Genomic DNA, 18,267 nt, shown 5'->3' with positions numbered 1-18,267 from the left:
ACGAGTCAATATCCACCGGATGGAGACTATTGACCGCCTTTGCATCCGTCTGTAAATCAAAAGTTCAGTTTATATAGTAATTAAAAAAATATTAAATTTAAGGAGGATCATTCTCTAATGAAAAAACTTTTTTCACTTGTCCTTACAATGGTTCTGATGTTGTCACTTTCGGTATCCGCTTTTGCAACCTCAGAAGGAGAAGAAGCAATCTTTCCTTCGGGAACATCCATTACGGTCAGACCCATGACTCCGGAAGAGATCGTCCTGTTTGAGCAAAGAGCGAATGGAAACCAGGACGTAGGTCTCTTTGACATTGGTATCTTGTCTGATAGCTGGAGTGGAAATGTGAGTGTCCCTATTAATACGGATGGAACCCAAGGAGCAAATGTCGGCCATGCATTTATTCCCTCTCCGGACAGATATGTTTCGATAGCTGTAGGGAATTTGCCAGGCACTATGCCATCCGTTAATTTAAGCATAAAAAGTCAAACCAATAGCAGTGTCAGTTGGTGGCAACCAAATATAGCTGGAAATTCGATTGTTACCATTGACACAGGCAGCTATAGTAACCATACGTTCCAAATTAAAACAAGCACGAACGAGGCTAATTCAAGAAGTGCAGCTTTTTCATGGTCGACCCATTGAATAACCCCAAAAAAAGCACTGCCCTAAAGGCAGTGCTTTTTTCAAAATGGCGGTTTCTTATTTATCAAAATCATACTCAGCGAGTTCTTCTGGCGTCAATGTTTCTCTTAGTTCCTCTTCAGTTTCCTTCATTGAAGCTCTTTCTTCAGGTGTCATGGATCTTACCGTAATGGAAGTTCCCGGGGGGATTTCGTTTGGATGAGAATATTCATGATCATACTCAGCAAGCTCCTCAGGCGTCAACGTTGCTCTTAATTCCTCTTCAAGCTCCTTCATTGATGCTCTTTCTTCAGGTGTCATGGACCTGACCGTAATAGAAGTTCCCGGCGGGATTTCATTTGGGTGGGACTTCCTATAACCATCGTCTACAAGTAGAGCTGGTTCTTCATTTACTTGAGATTCAGCACCACTTTTTTCATTTGCACCTACGTTTTTAGGTGCAGCCACGGTTTCTTTGCCTTGGGATTCAGTAATTGTTTTATTTTCAGCTACAGGTACAGGACGAGCTTCTTCTGGCTGAGTTTCGGCATCGTTTGTTTCATTCTCAACTACAGGTACAGAGGGAGCTTCTTCACTTGGTTCAGCTTCAACATCATTTCCTTCATTCTCAACTACGGCATCAGAAGGAGCCGCTTCAGGGGCCACTTCGTTTGGTTGAGCTTCAGAATGACTTCCCTCATTTCCAATGACTTTGGGCGTATTGCTAGAAGCCCATGCCGCTGCTGATGTGCTAATTACAGCAACCAAAAACACCGCTGTTATCGTGAGATACAGTGTTTTCTTTTTTTGTTTCTTTACATTAAGCATCATCATTAATCTCCTTTTCAATTGTTTCCCGTCACCGGATAAGGAGGCACAAAATTGCACGGGTAAATTCCTTGATCCTGCCATAACGCTTAGGATCGTCTCACCATAGCGTTTTCGCTCGGGATAGGACATCTCTTTTACGACTTCTTCATCACAAGACAGCTCGCTCCATATATGAATGTCCTTGCGCAGAATGTGCACCAAGGGGTTAAACCAATGTATGGCGCTGGCTCCGAGCGTGAACGCTTTGACCCATAAATCTTTCCGTTTCAGATGGATCAACTCATGACGGATCACCATGTCCACGTTAACAGTATTCTCTATAGGGAGATAAATGGTTGGTTTCCATAGGCCGACAAGAACAGGACTCCGAATGATGGAGCTGTAAGCAAGCCGGACGTTGCTTTTCAGACCAAGGGCTTCCTTGATGAAAGGGAGCTGTTTAGCTGCTTCGCTGCTAATCGAAACGGTGGTACGCGTATGTTCTAGTTTCTTTAAAAATCTGCGATAACAATACATCTGCCATGCAGCAAAAGCTATAGCGCCGATTGCCCATAAGATAATAAGGGGACGGGCTACGTTTGCTGAAATGGTCTGTTCTGGGATGAGCTGTACCGGATTAATCCTTGAATACGGATTGGGGAGTGCATGTTGCACAGTTGAAGGCAACTCGTTCATTATGGGGACGGTTGCTGTTGCATTGAATGTAACAAGCGGTGAACTCCACTGCATACCAAGGACTACGGGTAAAAGATAAAAGCCTACTGCCATTTTGCTAATTCCATAGCGCCACTTTGTAGGAAAGGCATGGATGGGTATGATCCGTAATACAAGAATGCAGGCTACGACGGCACTTCCAGCAACGGTAAGGGTCAACAGCAATTCAAGAATAATATTCATAAGCACCCCCTACTTTTGCGAAAACCATTGCTTCAGCTCTGCAATATCTTCATCCGAAAGCTTTTCGCCGTCATACAAAGCTGAAATTAGATTTTTAACCGAGCCTTGATATAATCCGTCCAGGACGTGCTGCGTTTCCATGAGCTTATAATCTTCAGGTGAAATGCGAGGCATATATTTATTTGTCCGTCCATGCCTCGTAACCGTAAGTGCCCCTTTGTCCACTAAGCGTGATAGGAAGGTGGAAATGGTCTGCGCTTTCCACTCTTTTCCTCTCTGGGCAAACAGACCAAGCAGTTCGGTGGATGTGACAGGCGGTGTACACTCCCAAATCACCTCCATTAGCTCGGTTTCAGTATCCGATAATTTTTGAACTTGGTTCACGGTGAACACCTCTTTACGTCGTTATGCGTCCATAACGAACTTAATCACTACATGATGTAGTGATTATAAACTACTACATCATGTAGTGGTATGTCAAGCCAAAATGAGTTGAAATTTACTAACACATAGAACTTATACGTGAAATTAAAGAACCGCGCGGGAGCGCGGTTCTTTATAACATGCAGCTACAAATAATCGAGGGCACGGGAATCCCCGGGTCCTCTTATTTTTACTCGCACAGATGGTTGTGCTAACGCAGCTTATTTTGAATCGTTGTCGTCATTCTCTGCAGCATCGCCAGCTTTGTTACCCAATGTTGCGCCTGCGATACCACCTGCAATCGTACCGATTGGACCCAGAACGGAACCTACAGCAGCACCCACAACGCCACCGCCAGCTGTTCCTAAAGCTTCTCCAGCTTCAATATCCATGTTGGTCGTGTCGCGGTCAGAATCAACCTTTTGATTACGATCATTTTTATTAGCCATCCATCTCACTCCTTCGAAATTGTGATAGGAACAGCTCCATCTTGCCAGACGTTGTTCCAAACCATATCTTGCCCTAACGGATCTGAAAGAATTCTTTAAAAGTATACCTACTCAGATCTCTTTCCACTCCAAAATAGGTTGCGTATTTTAGACGATGTTTGCGGATTATGGGATTATGTAAACGGTACCAAGCCTGCTACAATGAACATGCAATTACGAAATGAACTTTTGTTCAAGGGGGATTATACATGAAAAAGCTATCGATTTTACTGTTAACCTGCGTGTTGATTATGGGTGCGCTTAGCGGTTGTGCAAGCAGCGAGTCCGATTCGGGATCGTCCAATAAACTCGTCATCTACAGTCCGAATAGCGAGGAGATCATCAAGACCATTATTCCGATGTTCGAGAAGCAGACCGGGATTACGGTTGAGCTTGTAACGGCTGGTACCGGCGAAATTATTAAGCGCTTACAGTCCGAGAAGCAGAACCCTTACGCTGACGTGATGTTCGGTGGTTCTATGGCCGGTTTCCGCGAAAATGAAGCTTTATACGAGCCTTACGTATCACCTGAAGACAAGAACCTGATTGAAGGTCACCGTAATACGTCGGGCTTTGCTACTCCTTATATCTCGGATGGCAGCGTGCTGCTCGTAAACAAAAACCTGATCGGCGATATCAAAATCGAAGGCTATGCGGATTTGCTGAATCCGCAGCTCAAAGGGAAGATTGCTTCCGCTGACCCGGCAAGCTCAAGCTCCGCTTTCGCTCAGTTAACCAACATGCTGAAAGCCATGGGCGGCGATTATGAGAATGAACAAGGCTGGAACTATGTTGGTCAACTGATCGGGAATCTGGACGGCAAAATCGCAAGCGGTTCCGGTGCCGTTCACAAAAGCGTGGCGGACGGTGAATATGTAGTCGGCCTTACCTATGAAGACCCTTCCAGCACTTATGTAAAGAACGGCGCTCCGGTAGAAATCGTATATCCAAAAGAAGGCGCCGTATTCCTGGATGCGGGATCCGCCATTATCAAAGATGCACCGCATATGGACAACGCCAAGAAATTCATCGACTTCATTCTGTCACAAGAAGCGCAGGATGCGTTCGGTACGCAATTAACGAACCGTCCACTTCGCCTAGATACGAAGCTTGGCGACCACATGAAGCCCTATGAAGAGATCCACATGATTGATGAAGACACGGACTATGTAAGTGAGCATAAATCTGAGATCGTTGAGCGTTATGTCGATTTGTTCACTAGCGTTAAATAAACTATAGAATCAGGTGACAACCATGAGCGTAACCATAACCATTAAAGACTTAATCAAAAAATACGACGACATAACCGTCATTCCCGAGCTGTCGCTGGAGATTAAAAAGGGTGAATTCTTCACCCTTCTCGGGCCTTCCGGGTGCGGCAAGACGACACTGCTGCGCATGATCGCCGGCTTCAACAGCATTGAAGGCGGAACTATTCATTTTAACGAGCGTGTCATTAACAAGGTGGAACCGGGCAAGCGGAATATCGGGATGGTCTTTCAGAGCTATGCGATCTTCCCTCACTTAAACGTTAGAGGAAACATCGCGTTCGGACTGGAGAATCGGAAATTATCCAAGGCGGAGATTAACGCCAAGGTGGAAAACATCTTAAAGGTCGTTCAGATCGAGCCCTATAAAGATCGCATGCCGAAGAACCTATCCGGCGGCCAGCAGCAGCGCGTTGCGCTAGCCAGAGCGATCGTCATCCGCCCGGATGTCCTGCTGATGGATGAGCCTCTATCCAACCTGGATGCTAAGCTTCGGGTCGACATGCGTAACGCGATTAAAGACATTCAGAGAGAAGTCGGGATTACCACCGTCTACGTCACGCACGATCAAGAGGAAGCTATGGCGGTATCCGATCGGATTGCGGTCATGAAATCCGGCGTGATTCAGCATCTGGGGACGCCACAGGAGATTTATCAACGTCCTGCGAACGTATTCGTTGCTACCTTTATTGGTCGTACCAACATTCTCGAGGGTACTTTAACAAAATTGGCAGACAGCTATGTCCTGCACTTCGGCTCCGGCTATATGGAAGAGCTGTCTAACATCGAGGTTCCGAAATCCGATGCCAAGGCAGATACGCTAAACGTTCAAATCTCGGTTCGGCCGGAAGAGTTCATTCTGACCGAGGACCAAACCGGCATGAAAGCGACGATTGTACACAGCGTATTTCTTGGGCAGAACACCCATTATTTTGTAGACTTGGCGTCCGGTCAACGCGTGGAGATCACACAAGAATCGAAAACGTCATATATCCTCGAGCCTGGTCAAGTTATCTATCTCAAGGCCAAAAAAGAGAAGATTAATGTCTATGATGCGGCAGGCGAACTGAACTATACAAGGGGCGCTCGGCTATGAGAGAGACGCGCAAACGATTTGATGTCTGGACCAACATTTCGTTACTGATCTTTGTGTTCTACATTCTGTTTCTGGCCCTGCCTTTATTTACGATGCTGTTTAAGAGTGTGTACAACGGTACGACTGGCGATTTTTCCCTCGCCTATTTCACGAAGTTTTTCAGTAAGCCCTACTATTTAAACGCTCTGTTCAACAGCGTTAAAGTCACCGTCAGTGTAACCTTGCTTGCCGCCATTATCGCAACGCCGCTGGCATACATCATGGCAACCGTGAAGATTAAAGGCAGTTCGGCCATTCGGGTCATGATTCTGATCTCCTCGATGTCGGCTCCTTTCATTGGAGCTTACTCCTGGATCCTGCTGCTGGGCAGAAGCGGTGTCATTACGAAATTCGTTAGCAACACATTCGGCATTACGATGCCGGATATATACGGATTTACGGGGATCTTAGTCGTCTTGACCTTGCAGATGGTCCCTCTTATCTTCATGTATGTATCAGGCGCACTGAAGAATATGGACCAGTCGCTAATGGAAGCAGCCGAAAGCATGGGTTATTCAGGCTTTGGCAAAATGCGCAAAGTGCTCCTCCCGCTCATTACGCCAACCTTGCTGGCGGGCGGCCTGCTCGTCTTCATGCGTGCGCTTGCCGATTTTGGTACGCCGATGCTGATCGGTGAGGGATACAAGACCGTTCCGGTGCTGATCTTTAACGAGTTCATCAGTGAGGTCGGCGGCGATGACGGCTTTGCGGCGGCGATCAGTGTCATTGTCGTTCTGTTCGCCACAACGATATTCCTGCTGCAAAAATTCGTAGCCAATCGTAAATCCTTTACGATGAGTGCACTGCATCCGATTGAAGCCAAGAAGAAGAAGGGCATCGGCAATATCACGGCTCATGCCGTTATCTATCTGTATACGTTAATCGCACTGCTGCCGCAGCTCTATGTCATCTATACTTCGTTCCTGAAATCCAACGGCAGAATCTTCGTCGAAGGGTTCTCGCTCCAAAGCTATCGGGATGCCTTCAGTAATATTGGTGGCGTCATTCTGAACACGTTCTTCCTGGCGATCGTGTCGCTGGTTGTCATTATCCTGTTAGCGATACTGATTGCTTACGTAACCGTTCGAAGAAAGAATGCATTAACGAACACGCTGGATATCTTCACGATGTTCCCGTATATCGTTCCCGGCTCCATTCTGGGGATCGCTTTATTGATCACATTCAACAATAAGCCGCTGGCGCTAAGCGGAACAGCCGTCATCATGATCATCTCGTTTGTAATCCGCCGCCTGCCCTATACGATTCGATCCAGCGCGGCTATTCTGCATCAGATTAACGACGGGATCGAGGAAGCAGCGATCAGTCTGGGAGCTTCCCAGATGAAGACGTTCTTCAAGATCACGCTTCCGATGATGGTGGCAGGCGTAGTCTCCGGTGCGATCCTGAGCTGGATTACCATCATTACCGAATTAAGCACTTCGATCATTCTTTATACAGGCAAGACCAAGACCGTAACGGTTGCCATATACACTGAGGTCATCCGCGGTAACTACGGCGTGGCGGCAGCTCTATCCACGATTCTTACCGTCATTACGGTAGTGTCGCTGCTTGTCTTCCTGAAGCTCTCCGGACAGAAGGAAGTTTCAATGTAAAATGTGATGAATTCATAACGTAGAGACTACATCCAAGTCGGCACCTGCACCATGAAGGCCGACTTGGATGTATTTGGATTATCTGCGGTTAACCGCGAGTCAGTATAATAGGATCGAGGGTCTTATCGCAGATGGAGGGCAGCATGAAACATACACATTATCGCAACTTCAAGGAATCAACCCGTCATTTATTTCGCATCTATACGATGATCCCGTTCTCCATCTTAATTGTATTGTTTTTGGCGTTCACGATTATTAATGGCAGAATGAACCTAACCCAAAAGACGACCGAAGCCGCCCAGTCCATCAGTCAGTCCATATCCGGCGTGTATCAGCAGTACTACGAGGAGATTAATCGGATGGCCATCTCTCCTACCGTGATCAATTATGTAAGCTCGCATTTGGGCAGCGATAAAGTGTACTCCGCATTTTATGATTTCAACAACCAGCAGAAGGTCAAAAGTATTTTTCATATCGTCAATACGGATGGAGTCTTCCTGGCAAGCTCCGCCCCAGCGGATTCACTGTATTCCAATTTTGCCTTCGGCAATCTCATTCATCGGATCGATCAGCGGCCCGGCGACACGCTAACCGAAATGAACAGCTTTCGTTATTCGCATGACCGCGATACGAGTTACACGTTTGGCAAAGCCATCGTGAAGGACAAACGGACGATAGGTTATATCATCTATCAGCTGTACGAATCCGACATTCAGAAGATGATTTTCGAACAAAATAATGAGATCGCCATGATCACCGATGAACATAACACCATTATTGCCACGACCAGCAACGTGACCAAAGGCGTGCTCAACAAATTCAGCCCCAAGCTCGATAACAAGGGACATGTTCTGCTAAACGAAGGCAAGTACTACATGTATGCCAAGCGGATCCCTGATACGCCGATTCAAGTCATTACGCTGAACTCCTATAAATCGGAGCAATACACCTACTATACGGTCTCTTTCTTTGTTCTTGCTGCCAGCCTGCTGCTATGGGTGTTGATCCAGTTCCTGGCGAACAAAATGTCGACCCGCAATTCTGAGTCGATCGATAAATTAATTCATGCCTTGGCACAGCTGCGCGAAGGAAACTTCAATGGCTATGTCGACATTCAGACGAATGACGAGTTTCAAATTCTGGGCGATGAGTACAATGTGATGCTGGATCGGTTGAAAGAATTGATCGAGAAAAATAAAGAGCTGTCCGAGCTCAGCACGATTATTGAGGTGAAGCAGCTGCAATCGCAGTTCCACCCGCATTTTATATTCAATGTACTGGAGACACTGCGCTATGCCATTAAGATTGACGCGAATCAAGCGCAGGACATCGTGCTGATCCTATCGAGGCTGCTTCGATACAGCATCGGACCTGATCGCAATGTCCAACTGAAGAATGACATGAATTATGTACGGGATTACCTGAAGCTGCAGCAAATTCGGTTCAATGATCGGCTGGAATATCGGATTACCGTAGCAGAGGAAACACTGGATGTATACGTCCCCAAGCTTCTGCTGCAACCAATTATCGAAAACGCTATCAAATATGGGTATCAGGATCAGAGCCATGTACTTATCGAGATCAATATCTACACTTCCACAGACAAGCTGATTCTGGAAGTCCGCGACAACGGGCAAGGCATGAGTGAAGAGACGCTTCAGGAAGTGAATCAGATCCTGCAGAGCCACACAAACACGACGCAGCATATCGGGCTGTACAACGTTCACCGACGTTTGGTGCTTCTATATGGCGAAGGATCCGGCATTCACATTGACAGCGCACAAGGAAAAGGCACCTGTGTGGCACTTACGATTCCTTACGAATGGAGTGGATATCATGTTTAAAGTTCTACTGGTCGAAGATGAGGATATGATTCGCAGGGGCATACGGTTCAGCATCGATTGGCTTCAATACGATTGCATCGTCATTGAAGAAGGGCTGAATGGACAGGATGGCTATGAGAAGATCTGCGAGCTGAAGCCGGATATCGTCATAACCGACATCACCATGCCGATCATGGATGGCATTTCGATGATTCGGGAAGGGTTGCAGCAGCATACCTTCAGCAGCATTATTATTTCCGGATATAATGAATTCCACCTTGCGAAGCAGGCACTCCAGTTAGGCGTGACCGAATTTCTAGTGAAGCCCTTAGAGGATGAGCAGCTGGTAGCGGCACTGGAATCGGCCAAAGCCAAGGTGGATTTAATCCGCAAATATGAAGTGATCTCCAATCATCCACAGGAAAAGGAAGAGATTCTAAACAGCAAATTTCTGGAGAAGGAAACCAAAACCTCGAAATACGTGGCCAAAATGATCGCCTATGTACAGGAGAACTATGCCAAAAAGATCAGCATTCATGACCTCGTGGAGGAGATCGGCTTAAGCGCCTATTACCTGAACCAGAAATTCAAGGCAGAGACCAGCTATACCTTCAACGAGTTTCTCAATCGCTATCGCATTCAGAAATCGATCGATTTACTGAAGTCAGGCGATAACAAAGTCTATACCATCGCGCAGGATATCGGATTTAGCGACTACAAGTATTTTATTAGCATCTTCAAAAAGTACGCCCATGTCACGCCGAGTCAGTATCAGGAATATTTCGAGGAGAAGAATGGAAAGAACGGGTAATATAGATCCTAGAGGTACTCTATCGTGCTTATATTGACACACACCCCTGCCAGGAATGAGCAGGGGTGTAGGATCTTTATCTATTATTCCTGTCGTTCATACAGCCGGTACATGGATAGTTCATCACTCATCGCTACCGCTTGCGCAAAGGCTTCCTTTACGTCCCGTCCCTGCTGAACGATTTCATAAAACAGCCGAAGAACGAACATCAGTGCATCGTTGCCGTCCGGATAGTCATCCGGCCCGATATACATCTTGCAGCCCCGCTCCAGGAAAGCGTCAGCCAGTGCTGGATCTCCCAGCGAGCAGCCGTTCGCGATCACCGTCTTCCCGTCCAACTTCGCGTAACGCTGTATCTCGCCTGGTCCGAAGCCGCCTCTCGGCTCATCCTCCTCGTATACCTCTTCGCCGAGCTCCGGCATGATCAAACTGCCTTCATCCCCGTGAAAGTTCAACAGGATCATATCGGTGCCTTCATACACATCATCACCCGACAAGACAGAGATCAGATCATTCGGCCTCCCGATCCAATAGGTAAAAACGCGCACCCCGAAATATTCCAGAGCCGCCCTTACGGCTTGGCTCTCCATATCGCAATCCGGTCCGACGACCAGAGCGACCTGCATAACAGGCTTACTCACTACCACTTCAACTCCTGACAATTATCCTTGAATTTGGATTTATTTATTGAAACTATGTTGTTACAAGAACTTAAACTATGATTATTCTTTTCTCAATATCATCCACCATTGTTTATCATACGATTCGACTTCAATCTCTTCAAGACCTAGATTTGCTTCGCTAATCCAGCTTCTAGCCAGTTGTATATAGTTGCTGTGAAATTCAGAGGAATAACCCATTTCATCATATCCAGAATAAGTAATGTTATCGAATACCATGTATCCTCCTCTTTTTAACTGCTTATGACTTGTGTCAATGATTTGGATAAACGCATGATACGCTGCATCTTTTAACATGCCTTTTCGGTCATAATCCATAACAGCTTGTAACATTTGAGGTTCTATTGTCCACCAATCATTATTTACTGTATCAATGCCCTCACGGTCGGCGATAATGGTCTGGATGATATCATTAATAGCGTGATGAAAAGCAACAACGTCAAAAGAAGACTCTGGATAATATAAACCAATATTTGCGGCATCGTCCTCAACAACCTGTATGTTTATGTCCATTCCTTTCGTTTTCTCCTGAAAATTTTGTGTCAGCTCCCTGTTGAGATTGGCAGTCACATAGGTGCCCATGTTCTTGGAATAAGCGTCTAAAGCCTTTGGAATGTAAACAATATCACCTGCACCAACTTCTAAAAGACTTAAAGCACGGGGCATATTCAGCTCCATAAAGAGATTCTGCCAAGAGGCTGAATAATACAATTGAAGATATTCGAATACCCTCTGCTTGGATATACCTATCGGTACTGCTAATGTGTCTTTCAATTTGTTTTCCATTTGGACTGCGTTCATCTGTTCTAATTCAGAAATCATGTCCTGTGAAAAGTCACGTTTTAGAACGTTAAACACACCGGCACTCATCTTCTCTGCTAGTGTCTGCATATTCATTAGAGTATCCCTCTCTTCGTATAGTTTCTAGAGTATATTCGAGAATTCATGGTGTTTTTTCCTCTTTTTATTATTAAAAAGGAGAATCTGTGCATGATGATCGCTGTCTGTATGAGGAAAATAAAAGACAGCGTCAGACGATGGCGTCCTTTATGTTTACACTACGCTCAGCAGCATAATCGAGATTTGGAATCTACCACTTTCGGGAACGATGCACAACACCTGCTCTCCCTCAGTGAGATGACCTTCATTCAGCAGCTCCTCCAGCATAATATAGATCGATGCTGCGCCCGTGTTCCCTTTCGTATATAAATTCGTAAACCATTTCTCTTCCGGAATCCTCACGCCGCCAAGTTTCAATAACCGGAAGATTTCATCGTTCTTGAGTTTCTTTGGAAACAAACAGTGACTTTAAATTCCCATAATCCCAAAAAGAAAAATAAAAGACCCTGCACTATATAATGTGCAGGGTCTTACTTTTCAAATTACTTACTACATTTTAATCAATTTCTGTATCCATTTGATCGTTATTTCATCTTTGACTTCTCTACTCAAATCGGAAGGAATTTGCAAATATTGTTCTTCCTCAGGCATTTTATGCAACTGACTATGCACAATAGGATCAGCATTACTGTCAGCAGAATAATATTGAGGAAAGCGGTAATCTTGTCCTTCAAGTGATCGATAAACATAAAAATTGTACTCGATACCATCAACTACACAAAAGGCATGACCTTGAATTCTCGGATCGCACCAGACGTGAGTCCCTTTTAGCTTTTTTAAAGAAAGTAAAAAACCATTCTTCTGAGCTTCCGTAATATGATAATCATCCAAATAGTACTTAGATGATATTCGATCAAAGTTCGTATCGATGATCTGGTAGTTCAAAATCACTTCGGCCCTCTTTTGAAGAATGGGGTTAAAATAATCCTCTTGGATTCCGCCCTTATACTTTGATAATCGGCTCTTTACCAAGTAGTCGATATTACTGTGGTCTAAATTACGACCAAACGTTAATAAAAATCGTCGTTTATCCAATTTTACTCTGAACCCCATTTTGGAAGTGAATTATGGTATAAATCAATATTTCCTTTATGGTCATCCCAATCATCTTTTGTATGATAATGCCACCGAGTATGATTTCTAGATTGGGAAGTGAAAACATCTAATCTCAAATATTCTTTACCATCTTGTCCAAATAAATGAATTATTGGTTCTCCTTGATCTATCCCATTCGGTTGACTAGGTTTTTCTGGTCCTTTGTTCTTAGTATAACCATATCGTTCATAATGTGCTTTTATTCCTGGCTCTAATCTTGGCCATACAATCTCATCGAATTGTTTACCTATTTGCTGTTGTATCTTCTTCCCCATCTTCTTTTTAACAGCTGCTTTTATTATAGCAGCAACAACTGCCCAAACAATAGGCCAAATAGCAGGCGAAATTTCACTTTGTATACTGGAATCTGACAAATGACTTATCGTAGATGTCTCAGTACTTGATATATCTGCAAATGCAAGTATCATAGCAAACTCTTTGCTATACTCGTTATATTGTTCAATATTCGCCTTTAAATTTTCGTCTACCTCGATTGCTTCCTCTATGCTGCTAGAGTGTTCTTGGATAAATAATAGAAGTTCTTGAATCTCGCTTTCAGTTAGATTTAGTTCATCTTGGATTTGCTGAAGTTCGCTATGTGCTGGGAGCGCCGATACAGTAATTGCAGCAAATACTGTATTTAACAACATTACCAAAACTAAAACTGAAGCTATTTTCTTGATACTACGCCAAAAACTCACAAAAACCATCTCCTTATAATATCTATTTTGTATAACACCTCCTAAAAATCTAAATTATTTACTAATATTTAACAAATGATGAAAGTTCTATTTTATTTTAACAATATGTGTTTTTATGAATTTTTAATAGTAATTTTGGTATATTATAATATTTACATTTACCATCTTTACATAAAGGTCATAGACAATATGCAGATTCGCCGCTTTCTGTCCCCGATCAATCACATGATAAGGCTTTAGGGCTGCCATGATTTTGGTATGCAGCACATTCTGAAGAGAACGAGACGCAGCGGAAACATTAGTATATCGGAATGACTCCAATCCACCAGCTCCACCACCGGCATTACAATGGATGGAGACCAGGAGGTCAGCGTCCGCTTTGTTGGCCGCATCTGTTCAATCATCAAGCTCAAAAAACTCATCCGTGGACCGGGAGAACAGCACCTATACGCCACCATAATCACGTTCCAGCTGCTTTTTAATTTCGTGTGAAAGAGTAAGAACGATATCCTTTTCCTGCAGACCATTTGCAACCACTCCCGGGTCCTTACCCCCATGTCCGGCATTGATCCATACCTTCTTCATGACTGGATCCTTTCTTTCGTTTGCTTGATTGCCTGGTGACCAAATACAGCAAAGACCCCTGCAAGGATTCCCTGAATGATGGCTTCAACGGAAAACCCTAGGAGCCCGATTATGCGAGTATCATCGCAAAGAACCCGAGAGAGGCACTTTTTTCAAAGTATCCCTCTCTCGGGCCATGTTCAAAAAAGTAAATATAGCGGTTCTGGCGGTTCTTTTGCCAACCGCTTGCGCCATTAGCTCACAATATGTGTCCCAGCCTGTTTCTTGATGGCATCGCTTAAGCTTTCCGGGTTCGTAATGATGACTCTGCGTCCGGGTTTCTTTAGAAAATTAAGACTCGCCTCAATTTTAGGAAGCATACTGCCTTTCGGGAAATGCCCCTCTTTCACATACTGTTTAATCTCTTCAACGGTGACCTCTTCAAGTGCCTTCTGATCCGGCGTACCGAAATTCACGAATACTTGGGGCACGCCCGTTGTAATGATCAGCGTTTCCGCATCTACCTGTTCTGCCAATAAGCTTGTGGCAAAGTCCTTATCGATCACCGCATCGATGCCTTCGTAGGTATGGTCCTTCGTCTTGATCACAGGAATACCTCCTCCGCCGACGGCAATAACGATACAGCCAGACTCGATCAGCGAACGGATGGCCTCCTTCTCGACAATATCAATGGGAGCAGGTGAAGGAACAACCCTTCGATATCCGCGGCCCGAATCCTCAATCATCACCCACTCGGGATGCTCGCGCTTCAATTCCTCGGCTTGCTCTAGGGAGAAGAAGGAGCCCACCGGTTTGGAAGGATCTCGGAAATTAGGGTCGGCTTCACTGACTTCAACCTGTGTAATGATGGTCGCTACCCTTTTCGTGATGTTGCGGTGGATAAACTCATTCGTTAACGCCTGTTGAATTTGATAGCCGATGCCGCCCTGCGTGTCCGCCACGCAATTCACGAGCGGAACGGCATTCATGCCAATGACCTCTGAAGCAACCTCGCTCCTTCTCAGCTCGAATCCAACCTGCGGCCCGTTACCGTGAGTAACGACCACGTTGACGCCTGCTTGCACCATGTCTGCAATGTTGGCTGCAATTTCACATACCGCCTCGTATTGATCCTTAATCGACTCGCGGCCATTATCCTTGACTAACGAATTACCGCCAATGGCTACAACTACAAATTTATCCATGACTAACCTCCTGGTCGATCAGCCGATGACTCTGGCTGAGTGATCCTCTATAAACGAGCCATACGGCGCGCCGATAATAACGAGTCCTGCATGAAGAATCCATCTTTATTGGCACGCCAGAGACCGTAGATGTTCCGTAAAGATGTGTTTACATTCGAATGGAATTATCGTTTAGCAGCAGCCGTTATGGTTTCTTTCAAACGTTTGGCTCTACTATGGTCCGGATGAATAGCCTGTGCTTGTTCAATCCACGTCATGGCCTGATCCGGCTGATTAAGCGCTAACAGGCTGCTGGCTTTCTCGCAGTAATAATCCGCATGATCCGGGCCGCATTGGATGGCCTGATCCATCACTTCGATCGCTGCCGCATAGTTACCAAGCAAATTCAAGGATTGGCCCTTATGATAATGATATAGCCCATTGGTCCGATCATGCGTGATTGCATTGTCTATCGCATCGGCAGCCTCTTGGTGCTTACCGAGCGATCTCAAGCTGTTCGCTTTGTGAAAGGAGAAATCATAACGCCAAGGCTGCTCGGCTAACAGCTGATCCATCACGATGACGGCTTCCTCGTGCCTGCCCAATTCTCTTAAATAATTGGATTTATGATAGCGGTAGAACGTTTCCTCCGGCTTACGCTCAATCGCTTTGTCATATTCGGCAATGGCTTCTTCCGGACGTTTCATCATCCGATAAGCATTGGCGGTATAGAAATAGAAGTCTAGATCGCCGGGATCAAGCGACAGCCCTTGATTATATGCAGCCAGTGCCTCGTCATAGCGTCCTAATTCTCCGGAACAATAACCTTTGTAGTAGTAGAGGTCGGCAGGATTCCCCTCTTCCCCCAGCGCATTGTCTATGACAGAGATGGCTTCCTCGAAACTTTCTGCCTTAGCCAGCTCTTTCGCTCTTTGGATGCTGTCCGGAACACTTTCGCTTTGTTTATTGAGAATCTTGATTACCTTATGCTGCTTCATCTCTACGGCATGCTGGAGGGAGGACTTTCCGTCACGATCCTTCAGATGCACGTCGGCCCCTGCTTCAGCCAGAAGCTGAATGATATCGGAGTACAGCCGGCCCCCGTTTCCAAGAATGACAGCCTCCAGCAGTGCGGACCATCCCAGATTATTCACATGATTCACGGCAACGCCTGCTTCCAGGCAAATCTGAACGGTCCTTAAATATCCCTTTTCGCTTGACGGCAGCAGCGTTGTTCCCCCAAATCGGTTCACGCTGGTGATATCCGCTCCTCCTTGAATAATCAGACGCAGGATTTCATGAAAACCGTTAGCTCCTGCACATAGATATGGGGTTAACATGGTGATGTCTCTTGCATTCACGTCACTGCCAGCTTCGATTAACCCTTTGGCAAGGGAGACATGGTTTTTCTGTGTTGCAGCCATTAGCGCCGTCCGGCCCTGGCTGTCCTTGTGATGAACATCGGCACCACGCTTCAATAACTGCTCTACCGCAGCCAAGTCTCCCCGGTCGCATGCCAGAATGAGTTCGTCATTCATCGCTTCAGCATTCATTGAGTGACCTCCTCATTTTATGTTTTCAATCCTTGTCATTCAGAACTGCATATTCGGACAAGCGCATTCCAGCATTACTCTGACTGCAATTGGTTTGCCGGATCGCGTAGATCGGAAAAATGCTTATAAACAAACAGTGCGGCAACCATCAGGTATGCGTATACGAACGGCATCAGCGCATCTTGGGCAAATCCCACCGTAGGCGCATGGATAATGCCGAATAGGGATAGGACGGCTGCGATGACCGCGAACACGGCAGCCCGCAGCGGCTTATTCAGGATGGCGAAGATGGCAATTGAGCCCCAGATCAAACTGCTGAGTGGTGCGCCGTTCCCCAGATGATTCAGACCGTTATAATAAACGCCTTTGCTTAACAACAAATCGATGCCAACCTTGGAAGCCGTCGTCTCGGCGGCATTAAAGATGTTATTGGCAAGTGTTAAAGCCCAGTTGGCGATCCAAGGGAATAAAGTGATGAAGATAACGGGCACTTCATTCTTAGGCGTCTCGCGGACAACCTGATTGGCTGTGACCACGCCGACATAGACCAGGATCGGTACAATCGCGACAACCGGAATGATGGACAGGAGCAGCGCCCCGATTCCAAAGAGCGAGATGATCAGCATGGCAAAGCCGGATGCAATCGTATACCCCAGACCGGCGCCGATGGATTTCCAGCCGGCGTGACCGATGTACACGGTAACCGGGAACGGGTTACCTGTGAATGCACCAATACTGGAAGCCACACCGTTCGTCAGCATGACGTTCCGGGTATTATAAGGATCTCCCGCCGCATGCGCACTCTCGATATTTTCCAAGTCAAAAATATAGTTGGCGAGACCCAAAGGAATGGCCGATGCCAAGTACGGTAGCGCATGAGGTATTCCTTGGAACAGGCTTGTAATGTGTACTTCAGGCGGATTAAAGCCCAGTGTAGACAACGCCGTCGTAATCGCTTCCGGATTTTGCAATCCGAATACCCAAGCCAGAACGGTACCGGCAATGAGCAACAGAAAACCGGTCGGGATTTTTTTGAATATTGGAGATTTACCAAACCAGTTGATAAAGATGATGACCAGTACGATAAAAGCGACAATCGGTGTTTCGAATGATTGCAGCATCGGGTTCATGGCAAGCAGCAGCAATCCAAGGCCGGACAAACAGGACAAGAGAACGGTTCTTGGAATTACTTTTCTAAGCAAATCGCCCAAGAAGGAACCCACAACCAGGATCATGGCTTCGAAGAAGCACCATACCAGACCGATCTGGAGCGCAAACGTTGCATCATTGGTCTGTCGGAATACCGGAATCAGCACCAGAAAAGTAACGGTAAATATCGATGGGGCGCTCGGACCTGACGGCAGTGCGGTAATGTCACTGCGGCCCGTTTTCTTTGCCAGCCTATATCCAAACCAACCGTAAGCCATGCTTGCGATAAAGATAGCGAATCCGAAGGCCGGGACTACTCTTCCGTAGACCATATCTTCCGGAAAACCTACAACAAAAATCAAAAGTGAAATCATGGTCAGCAGATTGGTTAGATTATTGGCAAGCAAGCCGAAGAACGCAGCCCAATCTCCTTTTTTCCATAACATTTTCATGAGTACCTGATCCATATAAATGCCTCCTTAGATCATTACACTTATAGAACTAGCATAAGGTACCCTTCAGGCATTA

18 protein-coding genes and 1 pseudogene are annotated in these 18,267 nt (G+C 45.8%); 6 read left to right on the top strand and 13 right to left on the bottom strand.

The genetic code is table 11. From position 1 onward, the window contains the following. The first annotated feature begins 117 nt into the window (after positions 1-117). Positions 118-645: a hypothetical protein gene (locus J7E85_RS33410; RefSeq protein ID WP_215164247.1), complete on the top strand. Its 528-nt coding sequence runs from the start codon at positions 118-120 to the stop codon at positions 643-645. Between the two features lie 57 nt (positions 646-702). On the opposite strand, the gene J7E85_RS33405 is transcribed toward J7E85_RS33410, so the two are convergent. From J7E85_RS33405 to J7E85_RS33395, 3 genes are all read right to left on the bottom strand, one after another. Continuing rightward, a complete protein-coding gene (locus tag J7E85_RS33405) occupies positions 703-2,352 on the bottom strand; it encodes a M56 family metallopeptidase (RefSeq protein WP_215164246.1) in 1,650 nt (549 codons plus the stop codon). A 9-nt stretch (positions 2,353-2,361) separates the two neighbouring features. Then, positions 2,362-2,736, bottom strand: coding sequence for a BlaI/MecI/CopY family transcriptional regulator (locus J7E85_RS33400; protein WP_215164245.1), 375 nt, complete (start codon positions 2,734-2,736; stop codon positions 2,362-2,364). A 260-nt stretch (positions 2,737-2,996) separates the two neighbouring features. Next, positions 2,997-3,224, bottom strand: a complete 228-nt coding sequence (locus J7E85_RS33395; RefSeq protein WP_215164244.1) for a glycine zipper domain-containing protein — start codon at positions 3,222-3,224, stop codon at positions 2,997-2,999. A 248-nt stretch (positions 3,225-3,472) separates the two neighbouring features. Between J7E85_RS33395 and J7E85_RS33390 the strand changes: the two genes are divergently transcribed. From J7E85_RS33390 to J7E85_RS33370, 5 genes are all read left to right on the top strand, one after another. Continuing rightward, complete coding sequence (locus J7E85_RS33390) at positions 3,473-4,495, top strand: ABC transporter substrate-binding protein (protein ID WP_215164243.1); 1,023 nt, start codon at positions 3,473-3,475, stop codon at positions 4,493-4,495. Between the two features lie 22 nt (positions 4,496-4,517). Beyond that, entirely contained in the window at positions 4,518-5,627 is a 1,110-nt protein-coding gene (locus J7E85_RS33385; RefSeq protein WP_215164242.1) for an ABC transporter ATP-binding protein, read from the top strand. Beyond that, complete coding sequence (locus J7E85_RS33380) at positions 5,624-7,279, top strand: ABC transporter permease (RefSeq protein WP_215164241.1); 1,656 nt, start codon at positions 5,624-5,626, stop codon at positions 7,277-7,279. Before J7E85_RS33385 ends, J7E85_RS33380 begins: the two co-directional genes overlap by 4 nt. A 143-nt stretch (positions 7,280-7,422) precedes the next feature. Continuing rightward, complete coding sequence (locus tag J7E85_RS33375; RefSeq protein ID WP_215164240.1) at positions 7,423-9,123, top strand: sensor histidine kinase; 1,701 nt, start codon at positions 7,423-7,425, stop codon at positions 9,121-9,123. Beyond that, positions 9,116-9,913, top strand: a complete 798-nt coding sequence (locus J7E85_RS33370; RefSeq protein ID WP_215164239.1) for a response regulator transcription factor — start codon at positions 9,116-9,118, stop codon at positions 9,911-9,913. The genes J7E85_RS33375 and J7E85_RS33370 overlap by 8 nt, the downstream gene beginning before the upstream one ends. Before the next feature lie 83 nt (positions 9,914-9,996). Here the strand turns inward: J7E85_RS33370 and J7E85_RS33365 are convergent, their stop codons facing one another. From J7E85_RS33365 to J7E85_RS34465, 10 genes and pseudogenes are all read right to left on the bottom strand, one after another. Continuing rightward, on the bottom strand, positions 9,997-10,554 hold the full coding sequence (locus J7E85_RS33365; RefSeq protein WP_215164238.1) for a delta-aminolevulinic acid dehydratase: 558 nt from the start codon (positions 10,552-10,554) through the stop codon (positions 9,997-9,999). Positions 10,555-10,635: 81 nt separating this feature from the next. Beyond that, positions 10,636-11,490 (bottom strand): hypothetical protein, encoded by an 855-nt coding sequence (locus J7E85_RS33360; RefSeq protein ID WP_215164237.1) that lies wholly within the window; start codon positions 11,488-11,490, stop codon positions 10,636-10,638. A 156-nt stretch (positions 11,491-11,646) separates the two neighbouring features. Further along, the gene (locus J7E85_RS33355) at positions 11,647-11,892 is read right to left on the bottom strand and encodes a 3-oxoacyl-[acyl-carrier-protein] synthase III C-terminal domain-containing protein (protein ID WP_285228868.1); all 246 of its coding nucleotides are present in this window, start codon (positions 11,890-11,892) and stop codon (positions 11,647-11,649) included. A gap of 90 nt (positions 11,893-11,982) precedes the next feature. Further along, a complete protein-coding gene (locus J7E85_RS33350) occupies positions 11,983-12,528 on the bottom strand; it encodes a hypothetical protein (RefSeq protein ID WP_215164236.1) in 546 nt (181 codons plus the stop codon). A 2-nt stretch (positions 12,529-12,530) separates the two neighbouring features. Beyond that, positions 12,531-13,298: a YpjP family protein gene (locus J7E85_RS33345; protein WP_251036236.1), complete on the bottom strand. Its 768-nt coding sequence runs from the start codon at positions 13,296-13,298 to the stop codon at positions 12,531-12,533. Between the two features lie 114 nt (positions 13,299-13,412). Further along, a pseudogene (locus J7E85_RS33340) lies at positions 13,413-13,874 on the bottom strand (N-acetylmuramoyl-L-alanine amidase family protein). Beyond that, complete coding sequence (locus J7E85_RS34470) at positions 13,871-13,984, bottom strand: phage holin family protein (protein WP_256720560.1); 114 nt, start codon at positions 13,982-13,984, stop codon at positions 13,871-13,873. The pseudogene J7E85_RS33340 and the gene J7E85_RS34470 overlap by 4 nt, the downstream one beginning before the upstream one ends. Before the next feature lie 123 nt (positions 13,985-14,107). Further along, a complete protein-coding gene (gene arcC / locus J7E85_RS33335) occupies positions 14,108-15,058 on the bottom strand; it encodes a carbamate kinase (RefSeq protein WP_215164234.1) in 951 nt (316 codons plus the stop codon). Between the two features lie 164 nt (positions 15,059-15,222). Then, entirely contained in the window at positions 15,223-16,590 is a 1,368-nt protein-coding gene (locus tag J7E85_RS33330) for a tetratricopeptide repeat protein (protein ID WP_215164233.1), read from the bottom strand. Between the two features lie 74 nt (positions 16,591-16,664). Then, positions 16,665-18,206 carry a xanthine permease gene (locus J7E85_RS34465; protein ID WP_251036235.1) on the bottom strand — a complete coding sequence of 514 codons (1,542 nt, stop codon included), beginning with the start codon at positions 18,204-18,206 and terminating at the stop codon, positions 16,665-16,667. Positions 18,207-18,267: the final 61 nt, after the last annotated feature.

This window comes from Paenibacillus sp. ISL-20, from assembly GCF_018613005.1.
GTDB lineage: Bacteria > Bacillota > Bacilli > Paenibacillales > Paenibacillaceae > Paenibacillus_AQ.
Note: the sequence above shows the minus strand (reverse complement) of the source record. Positions and strands in the feature narration are given on the sequence as shown.

What these genes read in the sequence shown, in the direction of transcription:
- J7E85_RS33395 (WP_215164244.1), bottom strand. Translation starts at nt 3,224, where the DNA reads ATGGCTAATAAAAATGATCGTAATCAAAAGGTTGATTCTGACCGCGAC.
- J7E85_RS33345 (WP_251036236.1), bottom strand. Translation starts at nt 13,298, where the DNA reads ATGGTTTTTGTGAGTTTTTGGCGTAGTATCAAGAAAATAGCTTCAGTT.
- J7E85_RS33375 (WP_215164240.1), top strand. Translation starts at nt 7,423, where the DNA reads ATGAAACATACACATTATCGCAACTTCAAGGAATCAACCCGTCATTTA.
- J7E85_RS33385 (WP_215164242.1), top strand. Translation starts at nt 4,518, where the DNA reads ATGAGCGTAACCATAACCATTAAAGACTTAATCAAAAAATACGACGAC.
- J7E85_RS33360 (WP_215164237.1), bottom strand. Translation starts at nt 11,490, where the DNA reads ATGAATATGCAGACACTAGCAGAGAAGATGAGTGCCGGTGTGTTTAAC.
- J7E85_RS33370 (WP_215164239.1), top strand. Translation starts at nt 9,116, where the DNA reads ATGTTTAAAGTTCTACTGGTCGAAGATGAGGATATGATTCGCAGGGGC.
- J7E85_RS33390 (WP_215164243.1), top strand. Translation starts at nt 3,473, where the DNA reads ATGAAAAAGCTATCGATTTTACTGTTAACCTGCGTGTTGATTATGGGT.
- J7E85_RS33380 (WP_215164241.1), top strand. Translation starts at nt 5,624, where the DNA reads ATGAGAGAGACGCGCAAACGATTTGATGTCTGGACCAACATTTCGTTA.
- J7E85_RS33410 (WP_215164247.1), top strand. Translation starts at nt 118, where the DNA reads ATGAAAAAACTTTTTTCACTTGTCCTTACAATGGTTCTGATGTTGTCA.
- arcC (WP_215164234.1), bottom strand. Translation starts at nt 15,058, where the DNA reads ATGGATAAATTTGTAGTTGTAGCCATTGGCGGTAATTCGTTAGTCAAG.
- J7E85_RS33405 (WP_215164246.1), bottom strand. Translation starts at nt 2,352, where the DNA reads ATGAATATTATTCTTGAATTGCTGTTGACCCTTACCGTTGCTGGAAGT.
- J7E85_RS34465 (WP_251036235.1), bottom strand. Translation starts at nt 18,206, where the DNA reads ATGGATCAGGTACTCATGAAAATGTTATGGAAAAAAGGAGATTGGGCT.
- J7E85_RS33330 (WP_215164233.1), bottom strand. Translation starts at nt 16,590, where the DNA reads ATGAATGCTGAAGCGATGAATGACGAACTCATTCTGGCATGCGACCGG.